This window comes from Halalkalibacter sp. APA_J-10(15) (assembly GCF_023017105.1).
GTDB lineage: Bacteria > Bacillota > Bacilli > Bacillales > Bacillaceae_D > Halalkalibacter.
On record NZ_JALKEV010000005.1, the window covers coordinates 1 to 21,849 of the forward strand.

Here is a 21,849-nt window from a genome sequence, read left to right on the forward strand (position 1 = left end):
AAGCTCAATCACTGTTTGTTTAAATTCTTGGTTATAACGTTTTTGACTCATAATTCGGACACGACCTTTCGTTCATTCAATTTTAATGACTTAACCAAGTTGTGTCCATGTATCTATACTACATTCAGAACAAATGCTTGGTTTTTTCAATATTAAATGGATTTTAATTTATTCAATTTTATTAAGTGTTTTGTATTTCTTATTTGGTATTTTAATTGAGACTAAAAGGCTAATTAAAATTAATTTTAAGAAAATAAGGGTTAAGTGGCTACTGTTTAGTTTTGTAATTTTGTTAATTTTATTAGTTTTCGTTCCTGGACCCTATTGGTTCATGCTTCTTCCTAATAATTTTTTCTTTATATTCACAATTGAAGTTCAAGTTATTTTGAACGTTCTCGCAGGAATTTTACTTGTACGCTCATTTGATGTAGAGTGTTAACCTTTTTGTTAAGTTTCCAGTAAGCTTTAATAAAAAAAGATATGAGCATAGTAGTTGTACTTTAGAGAAGTGATTCTGGGAGGTGGAGCATAATGTGGTGGGATTTAGCCCCAATTATAATCGCTATTTGTTCAATTATAATTAGCATTAATGTTTTTAAGGTGAAGAAGAATAAAAAGTATTTTTGGAGTTCTCTAACATTATCGGGTATTAACCTTTTAGGAGGTTGGATTCTGGTGATTTATATTAACTTTATAGCAGGTTTAATTTTATTGACTATTCCACTTTTTATTCTATTGAATGGATTTTTTTACTATAAGAAAGCGAATTAAACATAGTTTGTGAAAAGATATACTCAAAGTAACGGAGTGAGATCGTGAAAGAAGAACAGTCTCTTTTCACTAAAGGTGTAGAAAAGTTTTTAAAGCACCCCAGTCGAGACAGTACACGGTTTTGAATTAACAATTGTTGAAAGGTAGGAGAAAAATATGGATATATTTGTCCGAAACGCTAACGGAACTGCTGGTACACCCCCAAAAGAAATGGTTATGGAATATATGATTGGACGTTTTAAAAAGGGAACGGATGAATAAAACTTCACTTTAATTCGTAATGACTTTCTACAAAACATGAGGAACATATATGACCAATAAAATGATGAGTCTATCAAACAATCGGCTTTAGAATTGATTGCAACTGTTAATGACAAAAAGTACAAAAAAATATATGAATACATTATCAAGTGGTTTATAATAACGAATTAACGTGAGGTGCTTTTATGTGTGAATTGGAACATATTTTAGGTCTAGGTCCAAGTGATAAAATTAGGAAGGTACCTGGTACAACATGTACTGAAGAAAGAGAATATAGATATGTCAAATGCAGTCATAACGCAAATACAGCAACTTTATTTAAAAAGCTTATACGTAAGGTGGATCCACCATTAGCTACCAGTGGTGGTGCAATAAATGAAGGATGCATAATTACTTTGCCATCAGATGAGTGTTATTTTGCTATTTCCTATAAGGGAGATATTGAGGGGTGGCGTCAACAAATTGAGAAAGGCGCAGCCAATCTTGGATTATCTGTCGCAAGAGTCTCTGAAAATAGCCTCGTCCTTGCAGAAGGTGATGAAGTACTCCTGTCTGAATGCGCGTTTAAATTTTATTAGACTGAGATTTATAGAGAATGATTATGAACATGTATGGTAGTAGAACCATTTGCTGCGCAGCAAATAATTAAACTAACTGGACTAAACTTACGGGAAAATACACCAGGACTTCACAAAGGAAGCACAACCATTACAAAACGAGGGAGAAAGAAACTCAGAGCTCTCCTTTTTCGAGTTGTAAAGCCTTTGGTCGCTAAGGATTAAGCCTTTAAAGCCATGCATGAGTATTATACTACTCGTCCTGATAATCCATTGCATTGGGGGGAGCAGGAACCTTTATTCATCACATGGACATTGCGAACAGAACTACTAGTACGTACATACTTAATAGCAATATACTAAATGCCACAACAGTAAATATAAAAATTTGGAAAATTGGGCTATAACCTTTTTTCAAACTAAACAAATAAGTAAATATCCCATATAACCCCACGAAAACTAAAAAGACCTCTTTATTAATATTGTGGTATTCATAGAAAACATATAGCAAGATAAAGATGATATGGAACATAACTGCGGAAATAGGTAATAAATAAGCAGATTTTTTTGGAGTTCTTTTATTTTGAGCTTTTGCATTCTCGATATAGACAGTATATTGAATTGATCCCACTACAATCAATACGAAGATAACTACAATGAAAAATGATAATGAAAACACTTATTGTTTAACCCCTTCATCTAAAGATACTTTGTTATACGTTGTTACTACCTTATTCAAAATCTACCATCCATTAAAATAGTCAAATTTCCAGTCATACCATGATACCATATCATCAAAATCTCCTGATTCTTTACAGCTTAATATATACTCGAGTGCTTTTTGTGAATAATCATCATTCTTTTCGGATAAATACGCTATTGTATTTTCTAGTCCTGCTCCTATAATAAGCTGAATATCAAACGCACAATAGGTATCAAAATCTATATTTTTTGCTGCCCAAAGTAAATTCACATCGTTTATATCTTTCATTCTATATACTAAAAACGCACACCAGTATAAATTCTCATAAAAATCACCTATTGTTTCATTTTTCCGTTGATCTATTTCAATAATCTGCCTAATATTTAGTATTTCTCAAATCGTTGTTTGTTATATGATTATTCTGGTCCCAATATGGTTGATTGCTATTCGTTACATTCTTTTAAAATCGGTAGTTTAGTTTGACTCTTACTATTATGCCAATACGATTGTTTCTAAATTGTGAATACAGAGAGTGGTTTCCATTTTTTAGCTCAAAGTATTTTTCCCCTGACTAAGTGTTGAAACGGTCAACTTTACAATTTTACCTCGTTTCGTTTTTGGGAGAGCTCCCAGTCCTACCACTTGCTGTTTCCTCGTTTAAATCGTATTCCTCATAAGAGTTTTCGCTTATTGTGATTCGCTTGCAAATACTATTTCTATCAAAATATACAAACGTATCGTCATCCTGATACAAACCTGAGTTTAATTAAATCCCATTCGGAGGAAACAGGTGTTATGCCTAAGCATTTGGGATGTTCATTTGTTAATTCAAACATTTTTTTAATTCTCCTATACAATATGAATGAAAACATATAGATAATTTCAGTGTACTTTAAGAAATTGGATTTAGGAATAACTGTCTTTAAACTTTTATAGAGTGAACGATTATTCTCATATCAATTCTCAGATCAACCTTATGTATGGCATTGCAGAAACGTTCTGAGTACTCACGATGCGAATAATTGTTTTATTTTAAGATTTGATGGTTTCTCAAAAGAGTAGAAACAAGAATTAAGGAACCCTTTCTTACGTACGGAGTATGTGGTAAATAAGTTTCATCAATGATTACTTTTATTTTGAACTTATAGAAGTCTTAGCTAAATTATTAAAGTACTTAGATCACTTCCTAAGAATCTGTTGCTATAAAAAAATCCTTCTATATCTGCAACAAATGCTTTCTCTCTTTAAAATGTTTGAAGTGATATGACTTTTTTATAATGATAGTTCAAACATCATGACAGATTGTTGAAACGGTAGATGCCTTCTCCATTGCTATTGTTATTGCTATCTTCTAATTGATTATCACCTGATACATCAACGTCTTCTTCAATGGATTGTTCACTACAAGCAGCAAGAACTAATAAAGAACTAATCCCTAATAAATAGATAAGTTTCATGAAATCTGCCCCCCCTAATTAAAGTTATCTTTTTTGTAATCATATTATGTAATAAAAAGTAGTTTTTCATTTTCGATATCGATATCAGTCATAAAAATAAATCCCATTTATTTGAGCTTTACAGGGTATATTCCTCTAATTTCGCATTTTCCTCCTTCGTTGATAATAATTCCTTTGGAAAATAGAAGGGGCTGACCTAAGGGTGGGACAAAGTTCTTGATGTCCCACCTTGACAGAATAGTCTAACGTGAGTAAAATGTGAGTATACTCATAAATGAGTATACTCACATAAAAAGGGGGGGTTGACATTTCTGGTCTTAGAGAAAAAAAGAAAATGTTGACTAGGAAAAAAATTCTCGATGTGTCCAAGTCATTATTTGAAAAGAAGGGATTTAAAAGCGTACGAACATCGGAAATTGCTGAACTTGCTGAGATAGGTGAAGGTACTTTATTCAACTATTTCAAATCGAAAAGTGAACTGTTCATTGCTGCTTTATTTGATGATTTGTCATTTGTACAATATGAAATGGATGGCGACGGACTAGAATCAGAAGAACAAATCGTCAATGAAATTGTCCGAATCATTGAGTATTATGTGAAAAATGCAAAACAGATTAATAAAAAACTATTAAGAGAATATTTTTCTATTATGTATGATGCGATAGACACTGATTCGCAAACAACTAGACAAAGCCAAATTGACGCAGATCAAATTATATCGAACAATCTAGAAGCTTTAATTGTTTCTCTAGTAAAATCAAAAAAGGTAAGTGCTCACTTTGATGTTCAAACGGCTGTGAAGTGTATATACGGCTGCTCAATTACAATTTTTAATGATTTCGTATATAGTGACTTAATGACATACGAATCGATGATGGAGGAAATCAGGAACCAAGTTGAATTTATTTTAGATGGGAAAGTAATATGCGGAAAAATCGGTCGATCTCGAATAAATGAAAGTCCTGGCACAGAGTAGATTGTTTAGAAAAGGAGAGTGAAAATGAAGGATAAAGTTATTATTAGTCAATGAAGGGAGGAATTTATATGTCACTAATCAATTTTATATATAGTTTCTTAATGTTCTTAAACGTATTAATGCTAGCTGTTTTGGTTCCAGGAGGCCCTATAGAAAATAGAGACTTTTCAAAAATGAGAGGAGCTTCGTTTTGGGGATTCAATATTTTTCTAATTTCTTTAGGCGTATCATCATTTATTGCTAGTTACTTGTTATTGGTGGGCAGTGCTATCGGAGTCTACATTGGTATTATACTGGGTGTACTGTACTTAGTTGTATATGCTATTGATTTAGCTGGGTTTTATCCAAAGTCGCCTACAAAAATGTCCAATCAGCTGATGTTTTTCGAAATACTAAATGCATGCTTAGCTATTTACACCGTTATCGTGTTTGTATCTATTCTTTAGTTGCAGGAAGCTTTAGAGGTGTTGAAATTATAACAACTATTGACCATATTAGGTCTTGAATTTTTTTCAGCAAATTGTTATATTACTTTTAAAATATGGAATCAATGAAGTGACTAAGTAAATAAGGATTGTGAAACAGAAAATATAGCCTTGGCTGAAAGCTATATCACCTCTTCTTATTGAACCCTACCACGGAGATGTTAGTAAAAAACTAACCGAGTCGTTTCGTTACAAACGCTTAGAGGGCTTAATATTTTATATTATGTCGAACTAAGGTGGTACCACGTCTATTAGCGTAAAGACGTCCTTAAATGAGGACTCTTTATGCTTTTTTATTTTTAAGAAGTATTTTATTTCTCAAGGGGGAAAAGACGATGTCACAAATAACAAACGATTTTTCAAAATGGTATATTGATACTATTCAAAAAGCTGATTTAATGGATTACACACCCGTTCGTGGTTGTATTGCATTTAAGCCAGATGGGTATGAATTATGGGAACACATTCAAGAAGAAATGGATAAACGGTTTAAAGAAACAGGCCATCGCAATGCATACTTCCCCATGTTAATTCCAGAATCCTTCTTCCAAAAGGAAGAGGATCACATTGAAGGGTTCTCACCAGAGCTTCCTTGGATAACAGAAGCCGCAGGAGAGAAATTAGAAGAACGTTTAGCACTCCGTCCAACCTCAGAAACCATGATTGGACACTTGTATTCAAACTGGATTAAAAGCTATAGAGACCTCCCAGTGTTAATTAACCAATGGGCAAATGTATTTCGGTGGGAAAAGAAAACTCTTCCGTTCATCAGGACCTCTGAATTTTTGTGGCAAGAAGGTCATACTGCTCATGTGGATGAAGAAGATGCACGTAACGAAACAATGCAAATGTTAACTATTTATAAAGAAGTCGTAGAAGGATTACTTGCGATTCCAGTTTATGATGGACAAAAGACACCATTAGAACGATTTGCTGGTGCGATTGATACATTCTCTATTGAAGCAATGATGAAAGATGGAAAAGCCGTACAAGCAGGAACCTCACACTATTTAGGTACAAAATTTGCGGAAGCATTCGATATTAAATACTTAAATAAAGAAAACAAACATGAGTATGTGCATACAACTTCTTGGGGGACATCTACACGTTTAATCGGTTCCGTTATTATGGTTCATGGGGATGATCAAGGACTTGTTTTACCACCGAAAATTGCACCAACACAAGTTGTTTTAATTCCTGTTGGCCCTTGGAAGAAAAATCCATCAATTATCGCGAGGTTAGATGAAATTTTCGACGCACTGAAATCAGAAGGCATTCGTGTTCGTCTTGATAATTCTGACCAATCACCTGGATTTAAATTCAACGAGTGGGAATTAAAAGGTGTGCCAGTGCGTATTGAATTGGGACCTCGTGATTTAAACAATAACCAAGTTTTAATGAAAGCTCGGGACGAAGCTGATAAAGTATCCGTATCTTTAGAAGCTGTAGTAGAAAGCATTAAACAAGAGTTAGAAACAATGCAAACTCGATTATTTGAAAAAGCAAAGGCTTTCTATGAAGAACATTCACATACACATATTGATACGATGGAACAATTAGAGCAACATCTACAAGACTCTCATCAAAACGGAACTATCCCAGGTTGGGTTTTAGCTGGTTGGTGTGGAGAAAATTCTTGTGAAGAAAGTGTAAAAGAAAAAACAAAATTCTCAGCACGGAATATCCCATTTAACCGACCAGCTCCAAAGCAAACATGCCTTCATTGTGGTAAAAAAGCAAAATATACAGTTTGGTTTGCTCGTGCTTATTAATCTACATTTGTAAAATATTTCACTTATACGATCGGTTGGTTGAATAAGGTCTGCCACTTCACTTACTTCACTAAGAAGCAGTAGAGTTGGATAAAGAAGATGTATTTTCTAATGAAAGTAAAACATACTTTAATTAAAGGGAGTGTTTTATGGAAAATCCAACATGGAACGAAATATATAAATTACGTTTGGAATTAAAGGAAACAAACTTTGATTATTGGCTTAATGAAAATTTGTTTACTTTTCCATGGTGGTTTCTTTTAATAACAATGATTTTATTTTTTATTTTATGGTGGCTCCTATTAGACAAGTCTCGAATGATGGAGATACTATTGTATGGATTTGTCATAACAACAATAGTGATATTGCTTGATGTGGTTGGAGTTTCATTTATTTTATGGGGATATCCAAATAAGGTAACTCCTTTAGTTCATCCTATTGTTGCTATCGATATAGGACATTTGCCCATCATTTATATGATCATTTACCAGTATTTTTCTACATGGAAATCATTTTTTATTGTAATGACGATAACGGCTGCTATTTTTGCATATGTTTTTGAACCAATGACGATATGGCTAGGTATTTATGAATTAAACAATTGGAGACATATATTCTCATTTCTCATTTATATTTGGATAGGTGTTTTTTGTAAATGGTTCATCTCCAAAATAAAACAGATTGAAAATAAAGAACAAAAAATGTAACAGAATCGCTATATGCTTCAGAAATAACGCATGTGGTCCTAGATTGGATAAGCGCTCAAAGTCGTCATAAGTATCAGGACACCCATTTCTTCTGCAACCATAAGCGCTTTTTTAACCTTGACTACGTGCACTCTCTTCTGGATGGTACTTAGTTGAGTAAACGGTTTGAAAATTACTCCAAAAACGCCTCCACTAAACGGAAAAAGCTGTGTTGCAGCAATAGTGAATGTAAGTGCGGAGAAGACGATTAACTAGTTCCCTACATCCGAGCGTGCTTATAGCCCATTACCCCAATTGTAAAAATTGTTTCAGATGGTTGTCTATCATAAGAGAATCCTGTTCGTTTTGGCCGATCCCGAAACAGTGTCCCCACTTAGATTCAATAGGCTGGAAAATAGCATTCGGCATATGTTCTATTTCATACGCATTATCCTCAGGAGTAAAAAAAAGATCGGTTGAGCCTGGCATGACAAGTGCATGCGCTGTGATCCGGTTTAATGCCTGTTCAAAATTACCGTTGTCTGTAGGATTATTGCTAATATCCCCGTAGACCCCTGTACGGAGCATGGCAATCAGGTCGTTCGCATCGAAGGAAAAAAACACTTGATCCCAATAGTCCTTCAGATAAGATTCCAACGTCGAATATCCTTCTGCTTGGTAGAGCTTCTCCAAATAATAGGCCTGAGAAAACCCCCAAGGAGCATAAGCGCGTCCCATCGCGGAGAGTCCTGCTATAGGCTGGCTAGTATAAAAGCCTTTTTTCCAATTAGAGTCTGCTTGTAATGTCGCGATAAGCCCTTCAAAAACAACCTGAGCATGTGGCCTGGTCTTTGCTGTTCCTCCGAACGGAGCAATTCGCTCGACCATCTCGGGGTAGCTTGCTCCCCATTGAAAGGTTTGCAGTGCTCCGAGCGACCAGCCGACGACTAAAGCAAGCTTAGTAATGCCAAATTTCTCGGTTACGATTCGATGTTGAAGCCGGACATTATCATAAATCGTAATGAGCGGGAACTTGCTTCTATCCAAAGGGGCTGGTGTATTGCTAGGTGAGGAAGATAGCCCATTTCCCAACATGTTCGGTACAATAATAAAATACTTGTCGGGATCGAGAGCTTTGTCTGGTCCAATCAACCATTCATTATCGGTATGATGGCCAGCGAACCAAGTTGGATAGACAATTGCATTGCTCTTGGTAGCATTCAAAGTTCCGTAAGTTTTATAGGCAAGAAAAGCTTGAGGCAGCGTTTGCCCCGATTGCAGCACGACATCTCCAAGTGAATAAATTTCATAATCTTTCATGATCCAATTCTCCTCGCTATTATGTTTTTATTGTGAACCTTGATTTTTAGACTATGATACTGTTAGCATCAAATCAACAAAACGTTTTTGAAAGTTAAGTTCATTTTTTTTGAATAGAGAGGTGCTGACCCGATGGAAATCCGCCAGTTAAAAACATTTTGGACGCTTGCTTCCACCCGCAGTTTTAGTCGCACTGCCGAATCATTGAACTATGTTACGTCAACTGTAACCATGCAAATCAAAGCCTTGGAGGATGAATTGGGGGTTAAGCTTTTGGATCGCTTGGGCAAGAGTGTTGTGTTGACAGACGCAGGTCGCCAGTTCTTACCCTATGCTATGAAAATCTTAAATAACGTAGAAGAGGCTCGGCATATTTCAAATCAGAGTGAGGAGTTGACTGGCACTGTTATAATTGGTGCAGACGAAGTTCTCTGTACGTACCGTTTGCCCGCATTGATCCGGCTTTTTCGTGAACGCTATCCGCACGTTCGCCTTTTATTCCGGCCCCTGTCGAGCCATATTTTGAAACAGAGCCTGAGAGAAGGTAATGCGGATGTGGTCTTTATGCTAGATGAACTTGCCGTATCTGCGGATCTTCATACGGAGGTTTTACTGAACGAACCCTTTCTAATGGTAGTTTCTCCCGACCATTCGTTAGCTTCACGGGCATCATTACGCATAGAGGATTTTCATAGAGAACATATTCTATTAAGCGAAAAGGGCTGCTCTTATCGGACATACTTCTATCGCACATTGTTGAGAAGAGGGGCTGACAGCCTAACCGAACTAGAGTTTAATAGTGCAGAGGCTATTAAACAATGCGCAATGATGGGGCTAGGTATTGCCTTGCTGCCTGAGATGGCGACTAAAAGAGAGGTGGAACGGGGAGAACTGATTATCTTGCCTTGGGATTTATCTGAAATAAAATTTGCAACGCAAATGCTATGGCATCAAGAGAAGTGGATTTCACCATCAATCAGGGTCTTTATCGAATTGGCTCGAAATGTATTAAAGCGAAGCTCATGAGATGTAACAACCAGCTACATCCTTACTTATGTCTGCCACTACTACTCAAGCCATGTGGAGTGTGTGAACCACGAAAAAGATAACATTTTTCTGATGCAATCTAATAATGATTAAACGATCACATGCTAACCATTTGTTTGTTGTATTGAACTATATTAACTCTACTGTGTGTGATTGAGCCGTTTGAACCGTATTTATTAAGGTGCTTATATCTGGCAACGGTTCGGTACGCTATGCTCCATTCATGTGAAAAACGCAACCAGTTCAGGCTGCGTTTTTTGTTATGTTTTTGAAAACCCTTGGCTTCGTAAGCGTCAAAAACGCACACATTTTAGTTCAGTCGCAAAACCTGAGGCAAGAGAGCGCATCGCCGCTTTTGAAGCACCGTAAACACTCATTCTAGGGGTGCCGCCTTCATCTGCCACGGATGACGTAAATACGATTGATCCGCCATCTCGAATGAGCGGAGCAAGTTTATAGATAATCAAGAGAATTTGTTGATTGTTTTATGACAGAAGAGGGACAAGAAATATTTACTAAACATGTAAATGAACCGTAGCTTTTAGCTGTAAAGGATGTAGAACGTGACACTTCTGATTTTACTGAATTAGAAAAAAGTGTTTTGGAAGAAGTTGATAGTCTGATGGGTAGTCATCCTTTTAGGTTGTATTAGTAGCCAATTTAGGGGATTTTGGTCAAGTTGTTCAGGAGATGTTGAATGGAATTGTGTCTTAATCCTTTGCTTTGAACAGAAAATAAAGATTGAGAGAAAAATTGCAGTATCTGAGCCCTAATGTTACTCTATTTTTCTCATACACTATCTTCTGTAAAAACATTTTCACAGACGTTTTGACCTGGCATATTTCCTATTTGAAAAAGGGTATTACCAACCCTGTATGGTATGATCATACAAAAATAATGTACACTAGCAATAAAGATCAATGTTTAAGATTTAGGAAAGTGCTTGTTATGTTACTTAAGGATGTGGGATATAAATGGATAATGAAAATATGCAAGGTTCTTGCTGTGCTGGAAGTAGAGTTGATTTTGAGAGTACAGTGAAAACAGAAAAACAAACTGAGAAAATAAAACAAGGTCAACAGATTAAATATAAGGAAAAGATGATTTACCTGCCTGAAGGAGAATTTTTAATGGGTACCGAAGACAATGAAGGATTTCCTGCAGATGGAGAAGGACCAATAATACGTCCTGATGGACAGTTGGTTTACGCACGCTCCGCTGATTCAAGCCGTGCGGGATCGCGGTTTGGATGTGATCGGCATGGTGAAAGCGGATAAGAAACGTTACCTTCATGGGGGCGGCGGCTCCAATGTCATCAAGCTAAGGAACCAATAAATTACAAATGGTACCATACCATTTGATTAGAAAAAATAAATTCAATTTAATTAGGAAAAAAGGCAATAGGATGCCCGGGGCTTGTATGACATTTTTTTACAAGTCCGTGTTTTCTTCCTCTAATTTCCGTATAATAGTGTAATCGGGACCTTGATACTAAAACAAACTAGCTTACAGACATCTCTTCTTATTAAGGGAATATTTATTTGCCTTCAATACCATATTACGTTTAAAACTTCTTCCAGGTCGGATCGGTATCTTGTGTCGTGATATCTCTTGCATGATGCGATGGAATAGGGCGATACGCTTTGCTAGTTGATCTTCAAGTAACATAAGAATGAACGTTGTAAATCCGCATTTTCCTGACGGTACCCCAGGTATAATGAGGAAGCCACTTCACCTCGACTAAAAAAATCCCCTATAGGGTTTCGTCGAAATAAGCTTAGCTCATTCGATATCTACAGGGGACACTTTGCTTTACACAAAATATGGAACGGATGCAGTTATATATGGTTTATTGATTAACGTTTTCTCTCTCCATTTTCAAGGTGTCTATCAACCACTTGCCTAGCCATTGTTTTCAGACGCGCAGCAGGGCCATCAAAGCCGAAAACCGGAACGGAAGACAGTGCACCATTGATTACCAGCAGAAGCTGATCTGTCAAACTTTCGTCGTCAACAGCTAACTGCTGGCTCAGACGAGAAAGTCGTAATCGTAGTGCACGATTGTACTCTAACGCCAAACGGTGAGCAGGGTGGTTTTCTTCAGAAAACTCAGCAAGGGCATTCAAAAAAGTACAACCGCGATGGTATTCAGGGTCCAATAATTCAGCAGCAGTGGCGTCAATCAGGGCCAACAACTGTGCTTTTGGTGAGCCTTCATGTTCAGCAATCGCCTCATCAAAGTGTTGCCAATGGATACGATCCTGTTCTTCAAGATAAGCAACAATTAAATCATTTTTGGTTGGGAAATGACGATAGAGAGTGGTCTTAGCCACCCCGGCTTGCTCAGCAATTGTATCTACACCAACGGCACGAATGCCTTCACGATAAAACAAACCGGAAGCCACTTCTAGAACGCGTTGACGTGCGGGTGAGCGTGATGCTGTCATATTTTTCACCTAACAATCTCAAAGTATATAGTAATTTGCTCTGGTTAAGCGGCATTTCCACAAAACTTATCACACCTAACCGCTTTGTTTTAAAGTGTATCACGAGCGTTCACCTTCAGCAAGGGAAGAGCTATGCTTATCTGGTTCGATATGAGCCTCTCCGCTAGGTCGTACATGCCGGAGCAGAACCACGGCGAAAAGCGCGGCCACAATCCCAATAACTGCACTGATGCTGACAGAAGTGTTAAACCCTATCGTAAATGCCTCACGAGCGGTCTCAAGCAACTCCATGCTGAGCCCGGAAGGTAACTGCTCGGCTACAGCAATAGCGCTGCCCAGATTATCACGGATGGCTTCAGCCGCCTCAACTGGGACACCGGTAGGTATGCTATCGCTCATTTGATTACGATACACAGCAGTACCAACACTACCTAAGACCGCGATACCTAGCGCCATACCGAATTCCATGCAAGTCTGAGATATCGCCGACGCAGAGCCAGCCTTCTTAGGAGGAACTGATCCGATAACCAGGTCAGTGCCCAACACCATCGTCGGGCTAACGCCGAAGAAGGCAATGACAAAGCCAATAATCAGCAGGGACACCCCGGAAGTTTGGTCAACCTGTGTGAGTAGCAGGAAACCGCCTGCTGAAATCATCAAGCCCAGCCCGACGATGTATCCCGGGGGTATCCGCCGTGCGATAAGCGGAGACAAGAGAGAACCAATGATCATCGCAGCAGCCGAAGGCACCATCCACAGTCCAGCCAACCACGATGATAGTCCTTCAACCATTTGCAAATACTGTGCGAAAAACATCGTATTGCCGCCCACAGTGATTAGGACGAACAGCATGGTCCCGAGAGCGATACTAAAGGAACGATAAGCGAATAAACGCAGATCAAGCAATGGGTTGGTCAATCTACGCTGTCTGAGTCCAAACAGAACGCTAAAGACTAGACCAGCCACCATAGACAGGACGGGGAGTATCTCAAGGCCGTCCTTGGCCAGTTCCTTAATACCGTAGATGATCGGAAGGATGGCGACCAACGATAAAGCAACACTTGCCAGGTCCAGCCGTCCTGCCTTGGGGTCTCGGTATTCGGGAAGTAATATGGGTCCGGTCACAAGCAGTAATAGCATCACCGGCACACCCAATAGAAACACCGAGCCCCACCAGAAGTACTCTAATAACACTCCACCGACCACTGGGCCGATAGCTACACCGCTCAAAAAGCATGTCATCCACACGCTTACAGCAACCGCGCGCTGTTGAGGATTCCGGAACATATTGCTAATCAGGGCCAACGTGGAGGGCATTAAAGTCGCTCCGGCAATTCCGAGCAGTGCACGGGTCACGATCAACATCTCTGGGTTAATGGAGTATGCGGCTGCTACAGAGGCAATACTGAACACACCTGCACCGATCAGCAGCAGCTTCCTGCGGCCAATCCGATCGCCCAGTGTACCCATTGTGATCAGAAAACCAGCGATCATGAATCCGTAGATGTCCATAATCCACAACAATTGAGCGGCAGTAGGTTGCAGGTCTGCCGCCAAGTGAGGAGCAGCCAGGAAAAGGACACTTAAATCGAGGGAGAGCAACAGTGTAGGCAAAGCAAGCACGGCAAGCCCTATCCATTCCCGCTTCCCAGCTCGAAGAGGCACGTCGGTTGCAATAGCAGAGTTCTTTTCAGTATTACTTTGATTATTTCCTGAGTTGTTCATTATCTCATCCTTTCGATGTTCTATTAACAAAGCTTGCTCCCTAACAGGAAACAATACAAAACAGTTTTGTATCGATACACCTAAAACAATACAATACAGTATTGTATTGAGTTAAGAATTACTTTTTTATTCCAATAGTTCTCACATCCTTTCGATGTTCTATTAACAAAGCTTGCTCCCTAACAGGAAACGATACAAAACAGTTTTGTATCGATACACCTAGAACAATACAATACAGTATTGTATTTTGTCAAGAATTACTTTTTTATTCCAATAGTTCTCACATCGAAGTTAAGACAAACAAGGAATGTTGGCGATACCCCTGGTATTGCTCAATCTCAATAATATCTCCTAATTTTAAAACTCACATTCCGCACCCCTATGACTCTGAAAATGGCGAATTATGGTGTATGATAGAGTCATAGAAACGAGTTGGGAGCGGATGAAGGGATGAAATCGAACACGTGTATGAAATGGGCTACTTGCCGTTGGTCAGTGGAATCATGAATCAACTGGGGTTGCGTAGGAAAATCGATCAACTCGTCCCGGTTGACTCGCAATGTCAGACCACAGTGGGAGACGCAGTCCAGTTGCTGGTACTGGACATCCTGAGTGGACGCAATGCTTTAGTCCATGTCGACAAATGGGCGGAGCATCTGGATATGGAGACCCTCGTTCGTCATGGACTGCAAGCGGCCTGGTTTAACGATGATGCGCTGGGACACCATCTGGACGGTTGCACGCAGCCGACATTCATGCGGTGTATTCAGTGTTCCAACTGCATGTGTATCAACATGAAGGGATTCCGATGGTGTGTTCCACGGCGATACAACAAGCATGTCGGTCTACGGCGCCTACATGAAACCGAGCGAATCGCTGCAAATCGTTGAAGGGTACAGTCGCGATCGGCCCGGCGCAGAGGCGGATATCGCCGTTAATAATCATTCCTATTCTTATTTCGAGCGTTTTCAGAAAATTTTTGAACACTCTTTGAGGTGCGTGATCTATGTCACGGATTTGCTCTTACAAGATCTCAAGGAATCCTATCCGCATTTATTTGATAATCTTTTGGCTGCTCAGCATACTCGCAATAAGAATTTAGAGATTTTCTTTAAAGAAGGTATGAAGGAAGGTTATTTTAACAAGATTAATCCAGCACTTTTTATGATTCAAGATGATGCAGTACTGAGACGGATTATCGATCCGATGTTTTCAATTCAGTATGATCTTACTTTGAAACAAGCACTATTGGATTTTTATAAATTGAAAAAGTTCCAAGTGATTAAGCCAGAATATATAGATCTTATCGATGATCATGTCGCAGAAGACGAAATCGTGCGAATTCTACAAACTATTTCATGATGAGAATATGTTACCGTGAACGTCTGCGTTTTTGTAGAAGGTAAATGTATACTCATGGCGTATGTTGGTGTTTGGTATTGGATTTTATAATTTTGCTTGGTTTTTTCAGGTGCATATTTGGCTCACACAGGGAGAGCGGTTCGAGCCCCTTTGCTCCATAAATATATAGAACTTATGACGGCGCAGTTTCTATTTAAGTGAGTAGCTGAGTCGTTTTTTACTTTGGTCATATTTATTCACTAAGTCTCGTAAGGATAAACGAAATTCTAGGTATCTTATAATGGTGATGAATCACTAGTGTTGCATTAATTAATTTGATTATTATAAATACTCTAAATGTTCAATGATTTCATATTTGCAAAGAAAAAGTCCTTTTATAGTGGATTTGGACGGGTTACCACTTGACTAATCCATGCACTTCATAATGTATCGGTTGCGGAGCATCTGATGAATAAATAGCAGCTAACTTTTTGAAGTAAAAAGAGTTTCTTTTTTCTGCAATAATGTTACTGATGAAAACATTGAAATAAAGGCAATCGTAAGCCTATTGTTAATAATTACATTGAGTTATATGGAAATGGTATAAACGAAAAATCAATTTTAGGCGAGTTATACATTGACATCCAGTCGATAAAGATATATTATTTGACTTAGTCAACTATATGATGAAATTTGGTGATCAGATAATGAATGTTCAAAATCAATCAAAAGAGCTTACTGAGCTTCTATACTCAATTAGTGATCGGTTCCATACACGTGAGCAAGAACAGCTATGTTGTTATGATATTTCAGCTTCCGAATGCCGGACACTAAGTTATCTTAAACGCGATTCTGAACGTACAATAACGATGAACGAACTTGCAAAACAATTAAACATAACTCGTGGCGGAGCAACACGTGTAATCGATAAACTGATTGATAAAGGATACGTGTTACGTAAAACACATCCCGGAGATGGACGCGCATGTTGTATTGTGTTATCGCCACAGGGGTCAGAATTGATTGATCGTATAGAAGTAGAGGTAGCGCTAAGGAATGAAAATATTCTAAAGAAACTTGATCCTGCAATGTGCCAGGTCGTGATTGCTTCATTACAGGCATTAAATAGTGCAATGCAGCAGGTTCAACTCGAGGAAGGAGGGGATGAATGATTAGCATATCTTAAAATTTTTTTATGTATATAGTTGACTTGATCAATTATTATTCGAGGGGGGTTTGACATGAATGGACAAAACAAGATTGAATGTGGATGTTCCACATCTTCAACAACAGCTTCTAGTATTGATAAACGTAGAATTACTGTAGACTTTTTAGAGCTCGATATGACGCGTGTTGGAGCATCGAGCTGCAGTACTTGCACAAGCGTAGAAGAGCAGGTGAGTCAAGTTCTCGAAGAGGTGAAACCGATTTTGGAAAAGGTGGATACGATAATCGAGTTTAAGAAAACACTCGTTCAAAGTTTAGAACAGGCTAAGGCATTACACTTTAAAGCATCGCCTACTATAAGGATTGCTGAAACGGAAATAATCCCAACAAAGGGTGATGTCCTTGGCTTAGAAGATAGATATTGGGAGTGGCAAGGAAATGATCATCCAACTCCACCATCAGGTTTAATTATCGATGCGTTATTACGAGCCTATGTGGGGGATAAGAACGTTCCAGAATTGGCAACTGAAGTTTTTCAGGTGTCTAACTCCCTAAAAGCATATTTTGCTAAACAATCTACCGATGAATTGTCTACTGAAAAAGCTAATGATTGTGGTTGCCCATAAGAGTGAAACTTTTATATAGGAGATCATGTACGTGGCAGATTCAGATGCTTTGGACAACAGAATAGTTTCATACAATTAAACATGATCGTCATGGTTGGTTGAAAGTGTCTTACTTTCAACCGACCTTAAAATCATTGTAGGCGCTTCAGTAAAAAAATACTAATGATAGTGTCTATAAAGGAGGAAACAATTTATCTCTTCTAAAGTTTAGTACGCTAATTTTCTTTGACTACTTATTTGCAAACAGTTATTCAACATGTCTTCAATCTCATCATTGTTCAATTCAGAACCGATGAATAAGAATTCAGTTAAGATGTCATCTGATTTGTCAGGATCAACGTCTATCGTGTCCACTAGGATCGAGGTTCCGACTTGAGAAATGGTATGTTGTTCGTGTGTAGATGGATTATAGCATTTTCCTTTCATGCGAAACACCTCATTAGGCAGTAATTTGAAAAAGTTCTCTAATCGTGTAAAGTCAATAGGGAAAACGCTCTGATAAACAAATGTGTCAATCCCATGTTGTCCAATCATGTCTAAGTTTCTCCTCGATAAAAAGAGTTTAATTTGATCACTATACAACTGATCAGTTGTTTTAATAGGAATGAGAGACTCTAGATTCATGTCCCAGTTCGTGATCTCGTTAAACCTCCTTATAGCGACATTCGGTTGCAAGTTTTGTATGAACGAAGTTAATTCAGCCAAGCGCTCAGCTGAAATTTGGTCTGCGTTCGTTAAATAAATGGTTCCTGCATGCTCAAGCTGCTGAATAAGTGTCTCGCCAAACGTATATTCCAGAGAAAGTGCAGCGTCCATTTCATTCGGTTGAATGCTGTATTCTGAAAAAAATGTATTCCAAAATTCCCTAGTGTTTAATACATGAATATGGGAATGATGAATGTGTCTTAAAGATGCTAGGCTTCCGATAAGAACATCAAGATTTGCAATTGGATACAAATCTAAAATGATTTCTTCGACATGTTCGCTAAAAAGCTCCTCTTCTAGTACAGGAATTAGATTGGCTGTCTTATTTACTTCTATATGGTGTATAGCTTCAGTCATAAAAAGTGAAAGAGAAAAGGGGTCTTCATCTGAATGGCAAACGAGCTCAACATCCGTAGGACGATAGAGAACCACTTTAATAGTTGATTCTTTTCCTAGCATTTTTTTTATGAACTCGCTTTTATCTCTTAAAGAAAAGCCTGTTATGACGGTGAGAGTTTTTTGTTTTTCCAAACTGCACACATCCCTATCCTGTTCTCAAGCATTTTACCAGCTCGATTTCTTTACTCCTGGAATTTGCCCTTTGTGAGCAAGTTCTCTAAAAGCAATCCTTGATAGTCTAAATTTACGAAGAACGCTTCGAGGTCTACCTGTCATCTCACATCTTCTAGTCAAACGGCTAGGTGCTGAATCTCGCGGGAGCTTACTAAGTGCTATATAATCCCCTTTCTCTTTTAGTTCTTTCCTTTTTTCTGCATAACGAGCAACAAGTTCTTCTCTTTTCTTTTCCTTTGCAATTTTCGATTTTTTTGCCATAATGTAGCCACTCTCCTATGATAATCAAAATCATTACGATTTATATGATAAATGATTACAAGTGTAAAGTAAAGTTTTAATAATAAGAAAGTTAAAAATTCCATTATTCACTAAAAGAAACTAATAATGATAAAATAAGGATAATTATCGTTTGAGGACAGTATATTTGAATATTTAGATTATCCATTGATTGAAAATCTACATGTTTATAAAGCGAAGGATCTCACAAAAGATATTAAAATTTAACACTTTCTAAATCAGACTTCTGTATTACCTGATAATTTCCGTCCATTTCTCGAGAAGTTCTTAGTGGTTCAAATTATAGCTTAACGCCAGAGGAGGCTATCTTGGGCGAAAAAACAAGAAAAATCGCACTTCCCACCAAGTGAGCGATGAGATATGGTGTTGGAATTGATTATGGTTACGGATTTTTAAAGATGGAAAGGTTATGCAAATTACTTAAGGAGCATAACTAGCCTCTTTCATTTATTGATCAGGAAATGAATCTCCAATGAAAAATTATCAAATAGTGTCTCCCCTTAGCAGCAAAAGCTAGATTTTGTCCGGTTATAGACAAATAATTGAGCAGGTTGTTCCACATTTTTTCCAGTGGTAAGCTTTAATTGAAAGTGCAAACGAAGAGAGTTTTGCTGAATTTTGACAAGTTTTATGAGCTAATTGCCCCCGAAACCTACCATTGAGTCCAAGCGCATCTTGTTAACTACGCTAATGATTATCCTTTATTACTATTCTCTTAACAAGTCAAGTCAGAAATAGAGCTATGGAAACCCGCTACAATAAGATGAAAACGGTTTAATAGACAACTTTCTTTGTCATGAAGATCATTGGCAATTATTGAAGTATGCTTACTATCACGTGATTGCTAAAAATTGAACGAAAAAGAATTTCATTACGTGCGATCAGGAATTGACAATAAATATTATATAATAAGGGAGATGGTTTTTATGAAGGAAGTAGGAAGAGTGCTTAAATTGTTGCTAGTCGTCATGTTCGTGATACCGGTTTTGCTGAGTGGTCATTCGGCAGAGGCATGGACAGGGATGCCGATGGACAAGCTTCAGGTAAGTGGCAATCAGCTTGTGAACAGTAGTGGACAAACAGTTTTGCTGAATGGATGGCATCAACCATCTGGCTCTTATTGGACATATCAAGGTAGTGACTACTATTTGAATCGGAATGGTGGTAATCGACATGCGGCAAATTTGGAGTATTTGAAGGATATTAGTGATACTTTTACTGATACTTCACCAAAGTATGGAAACGATCATGGCTGGTATATGAATCAGATCCGCTTATTCATTGATCGCGAAGATATGGGGGATGTCGCTGCTGGGACATACAATTTTGCCGGCTTGCAGGAAGTAACTCAAAATGTCATCATTCCTTATGTTGAATATGCGAAAACTAAAGGTCTGTATGTTACGCTCGGATTGGATTTCACTTTATTTAATGATCAAGCGACGACGCAATCGAATCTAGACAAGTTCAATGAAATTTGGGGTTACCTAGCATCTAGACCTGAATTAAGAAGTGCGGATCATGTTATGTTTGAAATTGTGAATGAACCAGTTCTATCTTATGCGAATGGGAAGTGGGGCGGACATCCATCTGACCCTGATTTTGTCGATCATTGGAATGCACTAAGAGATTTCCAGAATTCGATTATCGCGACGATTCGGAATCAAGGAGCGGATAACGTCATCTGGGCTGCTGGACTTGGTTGGGATCAATATTATCAATTGTGTGCTTCGCATCCGTTGACTGATCCATTGAATAATACAGGATATGCTGTTCATTGGTATCCTGGATATGGTGCTAATGATGATTACGCTACCTTACAGCAACAATGGGATACGAACATTAAGCCTTGTGCTGATCATTACCCAATTAATATAACGGAAACGACTTGGTATAAATGGCAACCAGGCGATCCGGAGTATTGGCACTTGTTCGATGGGACGAATGAAGGCTTCGGAAAAAATACGAAGGGTATTTTTACTGACGCAGGAAATGTCAGCATCGCTGTTCATATGAATGGTTTCTTACTAGAGCCTGGTTTACGTAGTACGTTTGCCGATCCGACGGCTGATTTGAAGTACGACGGTGATCCTGCACGGGACGCGATGGCACGGTTTATTTTTGAGTGGTATTATGAACGCGCACAGCTCTATCCGTGGAATGGTGTTTGGAATGGTATCCACAATGGTGCGACCTATAAGTTGCAAAATCGTGCTTCTGGAAAGATGATTGATGTACCAGGTGGTCAAAATAACAATGGACTTCAGCTTCAGCAGTGGGCAGACAACAATGCGACAGCACAGCAATGGGTCGTAGATGATATGGGGTCATATAATAATATTTACAGGTTGGCAAGTGTAAGTTCATCAGACAACAAGGTGATGGATGTTCGAAATGGGTCGAGCCAAAATGGTGAGGCTATTCAATTGATGAGTGATTTTGGAAATAGTGCGCAACAGTTCAGGTTAATTAGGCGGAGTAATGGTTATTGGAGTATTTTTAATGTAAACAGTAACAAAGCAGTCGAGGTTGCTGGCTCATCATCGGCCGATGGTGCTCAACTGCAGCAAAATATGTACCGTGGAGACTTACATCAACAATGGGATTTAATTAGAATCAATTAATGAAGAGTTAAAAGATAAAAGGGTTCCTATGAGGGAAGAAATAACCTTATAGGAACTTTTTTTATATTTTACATGTTACTAAAAGAATTAATGGTGTCCTGAGCATTTGCTGAAGATGATGTCAATATAACGAACAAGCTTTGCTGGTTGGAATCTCCGCCTATGACTGTTAAGCAATAGTAGAAAGCCAAAAATAAAAAATTCTATAAAAACCTAAAATTAACATAAAATTAAAAGAAACTAAATTTTAGTATAACAATTGAGGAGTAATATTGAGGTTGTACAAAAAATAACAATCTGTTTTCA

Annotated in this window: 19 protein-coding genes, 3 pseudogenes and 1 other annotated feature; of the genes and pseudogenes, 14 read left to right on the plus strand and 8 right to left on the minus strand. The window is 38.1% G+C overall.

Annotated features, from left to right (window positions below; all coding sequences use genetic code 11):
- The first annotated feature begins 531 nt into the window (after positions 1-531).
- From MW695_RS07230 to MW695_RS07240, 3 genes and pseudogenes are all read left to right on the plus strand, one after another.
- Positions 532-771 carry a hypothetical protein gene (locus MW695_RS07230; protein WP_247104519.1) on the plus strand — a complete coding sequence of 80 codons (240 nt, stop codon included), beginning with the start codon at positions 532-534 and terminating at the stop codon, positions 769-771.
- 446 nt (positions 772-1,217) lie between these two features.
- A complete protein-coding gene (locus tag MW695_RS07235; RefSeq protein WP_247104520.1) occupies positions 1,218-1,610 on the plus strand; it encodes a hypothetical protein in 393 nt (130 codons plus the stop codon).
- A gap of 57 nt (positions 1,611-1,667) precedes the next feature.
- Positions 1,668-1,811, plus strand: a pseudogene (locus tag MW695_RS07240) (transposase); the annotation flags it as partial.
- Positions 1,812-2,331: 520 nt separating this feature from the next.
- On the opposite strand, the gene MW695_RS07245 reads toward MW695_RS07240, so the two are convergent.
- Both MW695_RS07245 and MW695_RS07250 read right to left on the minus strand, forming a co-directional pair.
- Positions 2,332-2,580: a hypothetical protein gene (locus MW695_RS07245; protein WP_247104521.1), complete on the minus strand. Its 249-nt coding sequence runs from the start codon at positions 2,578-2,580 to the stop codon at positions 2,332-2,334.
- Between the two features lie 1,004 nt (positions 2,581-3,584).
- A complete protein-coding gene (locus MW695_RS07250) occupies positions 3,585-3,749 on the minus strand; it encodes a hypothetical protein (RefSeq protein ID WP_247104522.1) in 165 nt (54 codons plus the stop codon).
- A 337-nt stretch (positions 3,750-4,086) separates the two neighbouring features.
- Here MW695_RS07250 and MW695_RS07255 point away from each other — a divergent pair, with 337 nt between their 5' ends.
- From MW695_RS07255 to MW695_RS07270, 4 genes are all read left to right on the plus strand, one after another.
- Entirely contained in the window at positions 4,087-4,725 is a 639-nt protein-coding gene (locus MW695_RS07255; RefSeq protein ID WP_247104524.1) for a TetR/AcrR family transcriptional regulator, read from the plus strand.
- A 68-nt stretch (positions 4,726-4,793) separates the two neighbouring features.
- Positions 4,794-5,171: a DUF8051 family protein gene (locus tag MW695_RS07260; RefSeq protein WP_247104526.1), complete on the plus strand. Its 378-nt coding sequence runs from the start codon at positions 4,794-4,796 to the stop codon at positions 5,169-5,171.
- A gap of 95 nt (positions 5,172-5,266) precedes the next feature.
- Positions 5,267-5,483: a binding site (T-box leader), on the plus strand.
- Between the two features lie 62 nt (positions 5,484-5,545).
- Positions 5,546-6,982, plus strand: coding sequence for a proline--tRNA ligase (gene proS / locus MW695_RS07265; protein ID WP_247104527.1), 1,437 nt, complete (start codon positions 5,546-5,548; stop codon positions 6,980-6,982).
- 149 nt (positions 6,983-7,131) lie between these two features.
- Positions 7,132-7,689, plus strand: coding sequence for a CBO0543 family protein (locus MW695_RS07270; protein ID WP_247104528.1), 558 nt, complete (start codon positions 7,132-7,134; stop codon positions 7,687-7,689).
- 285 nt (positions 7,690-7,974) lie between these two features.
- Here MW695_RS07270 and MW695_RS07275 read toward each other — a convergent pair whose 3' ends face one another.
- Positions 7,975-8,988, minus strand: coding sequence for an alpha/beta fold hydrolase (locus MW695_RS07275; RefSeq protein ID WP_247104529.1), 1,014 nt, complete (start codon positions 8,986-8,988; stop codon positions 7,975-7,977).
- A gap of 132 nt (positions 8,989-9,120) precedes the next feature.
- Between MW695_RS07275 and MW695_RS07280 the strand changes: the two genes are divergently transcribed.
- On the plus strand, positions 9,121-10,014 hold the full coding sequence (locus MW695_RS07280) for a LysR family transcriptional regulator (RefSeq protein WP_247104530.1): 894 nt from the start codon (positions 9,121-9,123) through the stop codon (positions 10,012-10,014).
- A gap of 314 nt (positions 10,015-10,328) precedes the next feature.
- Here the strand turns inward: MW695_RS07280 and MW695_RS22670 are convergent, their stop codons facing one another.
- Positions 10,329-10,502: an SDR family NAD(P)-dependent oxidoreductase gene (locus tag MW695_RS22670; RefSeq protein WP_373647161.1), complete on the minus strand. Its 174-nt coding sequence runs from the start codon at positions 10,500-10,502 to the stop codon at positions 10,329-10,331.
- Positions 10,503-11,009: 507 nt separating this feature from the next.
- On the opposite strand from MW695_RS22670, the gene MW695_RS22815 reads away from it, so the two are divergent.
- The gene (locus tag MW695_RS22815; protein WP_274169696.1) at positions 11,010-11,312 is read left to right on the plus strand and encodes a hypothetical protein; all 303 of its coding nucleotides are present in this window, start codon (positions 11,010-11,012) and stop codon (positions 11,310-11,312) included.
- Positions 11,313-11,891: 579 nt separating this feature from the next.
- Here the strand turns inward: MW695_RS22815 and MW695_RS07295 are convergent.
- Together MW695_RS07295 and MW695_RS07300 are read right to left on the minus strand one after the other, a co-directional pair.
- Positions 11,892-12,482 (minus strand): TetR/AcrR family transcriptional regulator, encoded by a 591-nt coding sequence (locus MW695_RS07295; RefSeq protein WP_247104532.1) that lies wholly within the window; start codon positions 12,480-12,482, stop codon positions 11,892-11,894.
- Between the two features lie 99 nt (positions 12,483-12,581).
- Entirely contained in the window at positions 12,582-14,207 is a 1,626-nt protein-coding gene (locus tag MW695_RS07300) for an MFS transporter (RefSeq protein ID WP_247104534.1), read from the minus strand.
- A gap of 473 nt (positions 14,208-14,680) precedes the next feature.
- On the opposite strand from MW695_RS07300, the pseudogene MW695_RS23085 reads away from it, so the two are divergent.
- The 4 genes and pseudogenes from MW695_RS23085 to MW695_RS07320 all read left to right on the plus strand — a co-directional run.
- Positions 14,681-15,128, plus strand: a pseudogene (locus MW695_RS23085) (DUF4277 domain-containing protein); the annotation flags it as partial.
- Between the two features lie 30 nt (positions 15,129-15,158).
- Positions 15,159-15,569 (plus strand): annotated as a pseudogene (locus MW695_RS07310) (TetR/AcrR family transcriptional regulator); the annotation flags it as partial.
- Between the two features lie 686 nt (positions 15,570-16,255).
- A complete protein-coding gene (locus MW695_RS07315; RefSeq protein WP_247104538.1) occupies positions 16,256-16,720 on the plus strand; it encodes a MarR family winged helix-turn-helix transcriptional regulator in 465 nt (154 codons plus the stop codon).
- 69 nt (positions 16,721-16,789) lie between these two features.
- On the plus strand, positions 16,790-17,341 hold the full coding sequence (locus MW695_RS07320) for a DUF2703 domain-containing protein (protein WP_247104540.1): 552 nt from the start codon (positions 16,790-16,792) through the stop codon (positions 17,339-17,341).
- Between the two features lie 207 nt (positions 17,342-17,548).
- Here the strand turns inward: MW695_RS07320 and MW695_RS07325 are convergent, their stop codons facing one another.
- Both MW695_RS07325 and rpsN read right to left on the minus strand, forming a co-directional pair.
- The gene (locus MW695_RS07325; RefSeq protein ID WP_247104542.1) at positions 17,549-18,577 is read right to left on the minus strand and encodes a GTP-binding protein; all 1,029 of its coding nucleotides are present in this window, start codon (positions 18,575-18,577) and stop codon (positions 17,549-17,551) included.
- Positions 18,578-18,610: 33 nt separating this feature from the next.
- The gene (rpsN, locus tag MW695_RS07330) at positions 18,611-18,880 is read right to left on the minus strand and encodes a 30S ribosomal protein S14 (RefSeq protein ID WP_247104544.1); all 270 of its coding nucleotides are present in this window, start codon (positions 18,878-18,880) and stop codon (positions 18,611-18,613) included.
- Between the two features lie 965 nt (positions 18,881-19,845).
- On the opposite strand from rpsN, the gene MW695_RS07335 reads away from it, so the two are divergent.
- Positions 19,846-21,543 (plus strand): RICIN domain-containing protein, encoded by a 1,698-nt coding sequence (locus tag MW695_RS07335; RefSeq protein ID WP_247104546.1) that lies wholly within the window; start codon positions 19,846-19,848, stop codon positions 21,541-21,543.
- Positions 21,544-21,849: the final 306 nt, after the last annotated feature.

Coding starts and splice junctions, on each gene's coding strand:
- MW695_RS07230 (WP_247104519.1), top strand. CDS start 532: ATGTGGTGGGATTTAGCCCCAATTATAATCGCTATTTGTTCAATTATA.
- MW695_RS07235 (WP_247104520.1), top strand. CDS start 1,218: ATGTGTGAATTGGAACATATTTTAGGTCTAGGTCCAAGTGATAAAATT.
- MW695_RS07245 (WP_247104521.1), bottom strand. CDS start 2,580: ATGAAAGATATAAACGATGTGAATTTACTTTGGGCAGCAAAAAATATA.
- MW695_RS07250 (WP_247104522.1), bottom strand. CDS start 3,749: ATGAAACTTATCTATTTATTAGGGATTAGTTCTTTATTAGTTCTTGCT.
- MW695_RS07260 (WP_247104526.1), top strand. CDS start 4,794: ATGTCACTAATCAATTTTATATATAGTTTCTTAATGTTCTTAAACGTA.
- proS (WP_247104527.1), top strand. CDS start 5,546: ATGTCACAAATAACAAACGATTTTTCAAAATGGTATATTGATACTATT.
- MW695_RS07270 (WP_247104528.1), top strand. CDS start 7,132: ATGGAAAATCCAACATGGAACGAAATATATAAATTACGTTTGGAATTA.
- MW695_RS07275 (WP_247104529.1), bottom strand. CDS start 8,988: ATGAAAGATTATGAAATTTATTCACTTGGAGATGTCGTGCTGCAATCG.
- MW695_RS07280 (WP_247104530.1), top strand. CDS start 9,121: ATGGAAATCCGCCAGTTAAAAACATTTTGGACGCTTGCTTCCACCCGC.
- MW695_RS22815 (WP_274169696.1), top strand. CDS start 11,010: ATGGATAATGAAAATATGCAAGGTTCTTGCTGTGCTGGAAGTAGAGTT.
- MW695_RS07295 (WP_247104532.1), bottom strand. CDS start 12,482: ATGACAGCATCACGCTCACCCGCACGTCAACGCGTTCTAGAAGTGGCT.
- MW695_RS07300 (WP_247104534.1), bottom strand. CDS start 14,207: ATGAACAACTCAGGAAATAATCAAAGTAATACTGAAAAGAACTCTGCT.
- MW695_RS07315 (WP_247104538.1), top strand. CDS start 16,256: ATGAATGTTCAAAATCAATCAAAAGAGCTTACTGAGCTTCTATACTCA.
- MW695_RS07320 (WP_247104540.1), top strand. CDS start 16,790: ATGAATGGACAAAACAAGATTGAATGTGGATGTTCCACATCTTCAACA.
- rpsN (WP_247104544.1), bottom strand. CDS start 18,880: ATGGCAAAAAAATCGAAAATTGCAAAGGAAAAGAAAAGAGAAGAACTT.
- MW695_RS07335 (WP_247104546.1), top strand. CDS start 19,846: ATGAAGGAAGTAGGAAGAGTGCTTAAATTGTTGCTAGTCGTCATGTTC.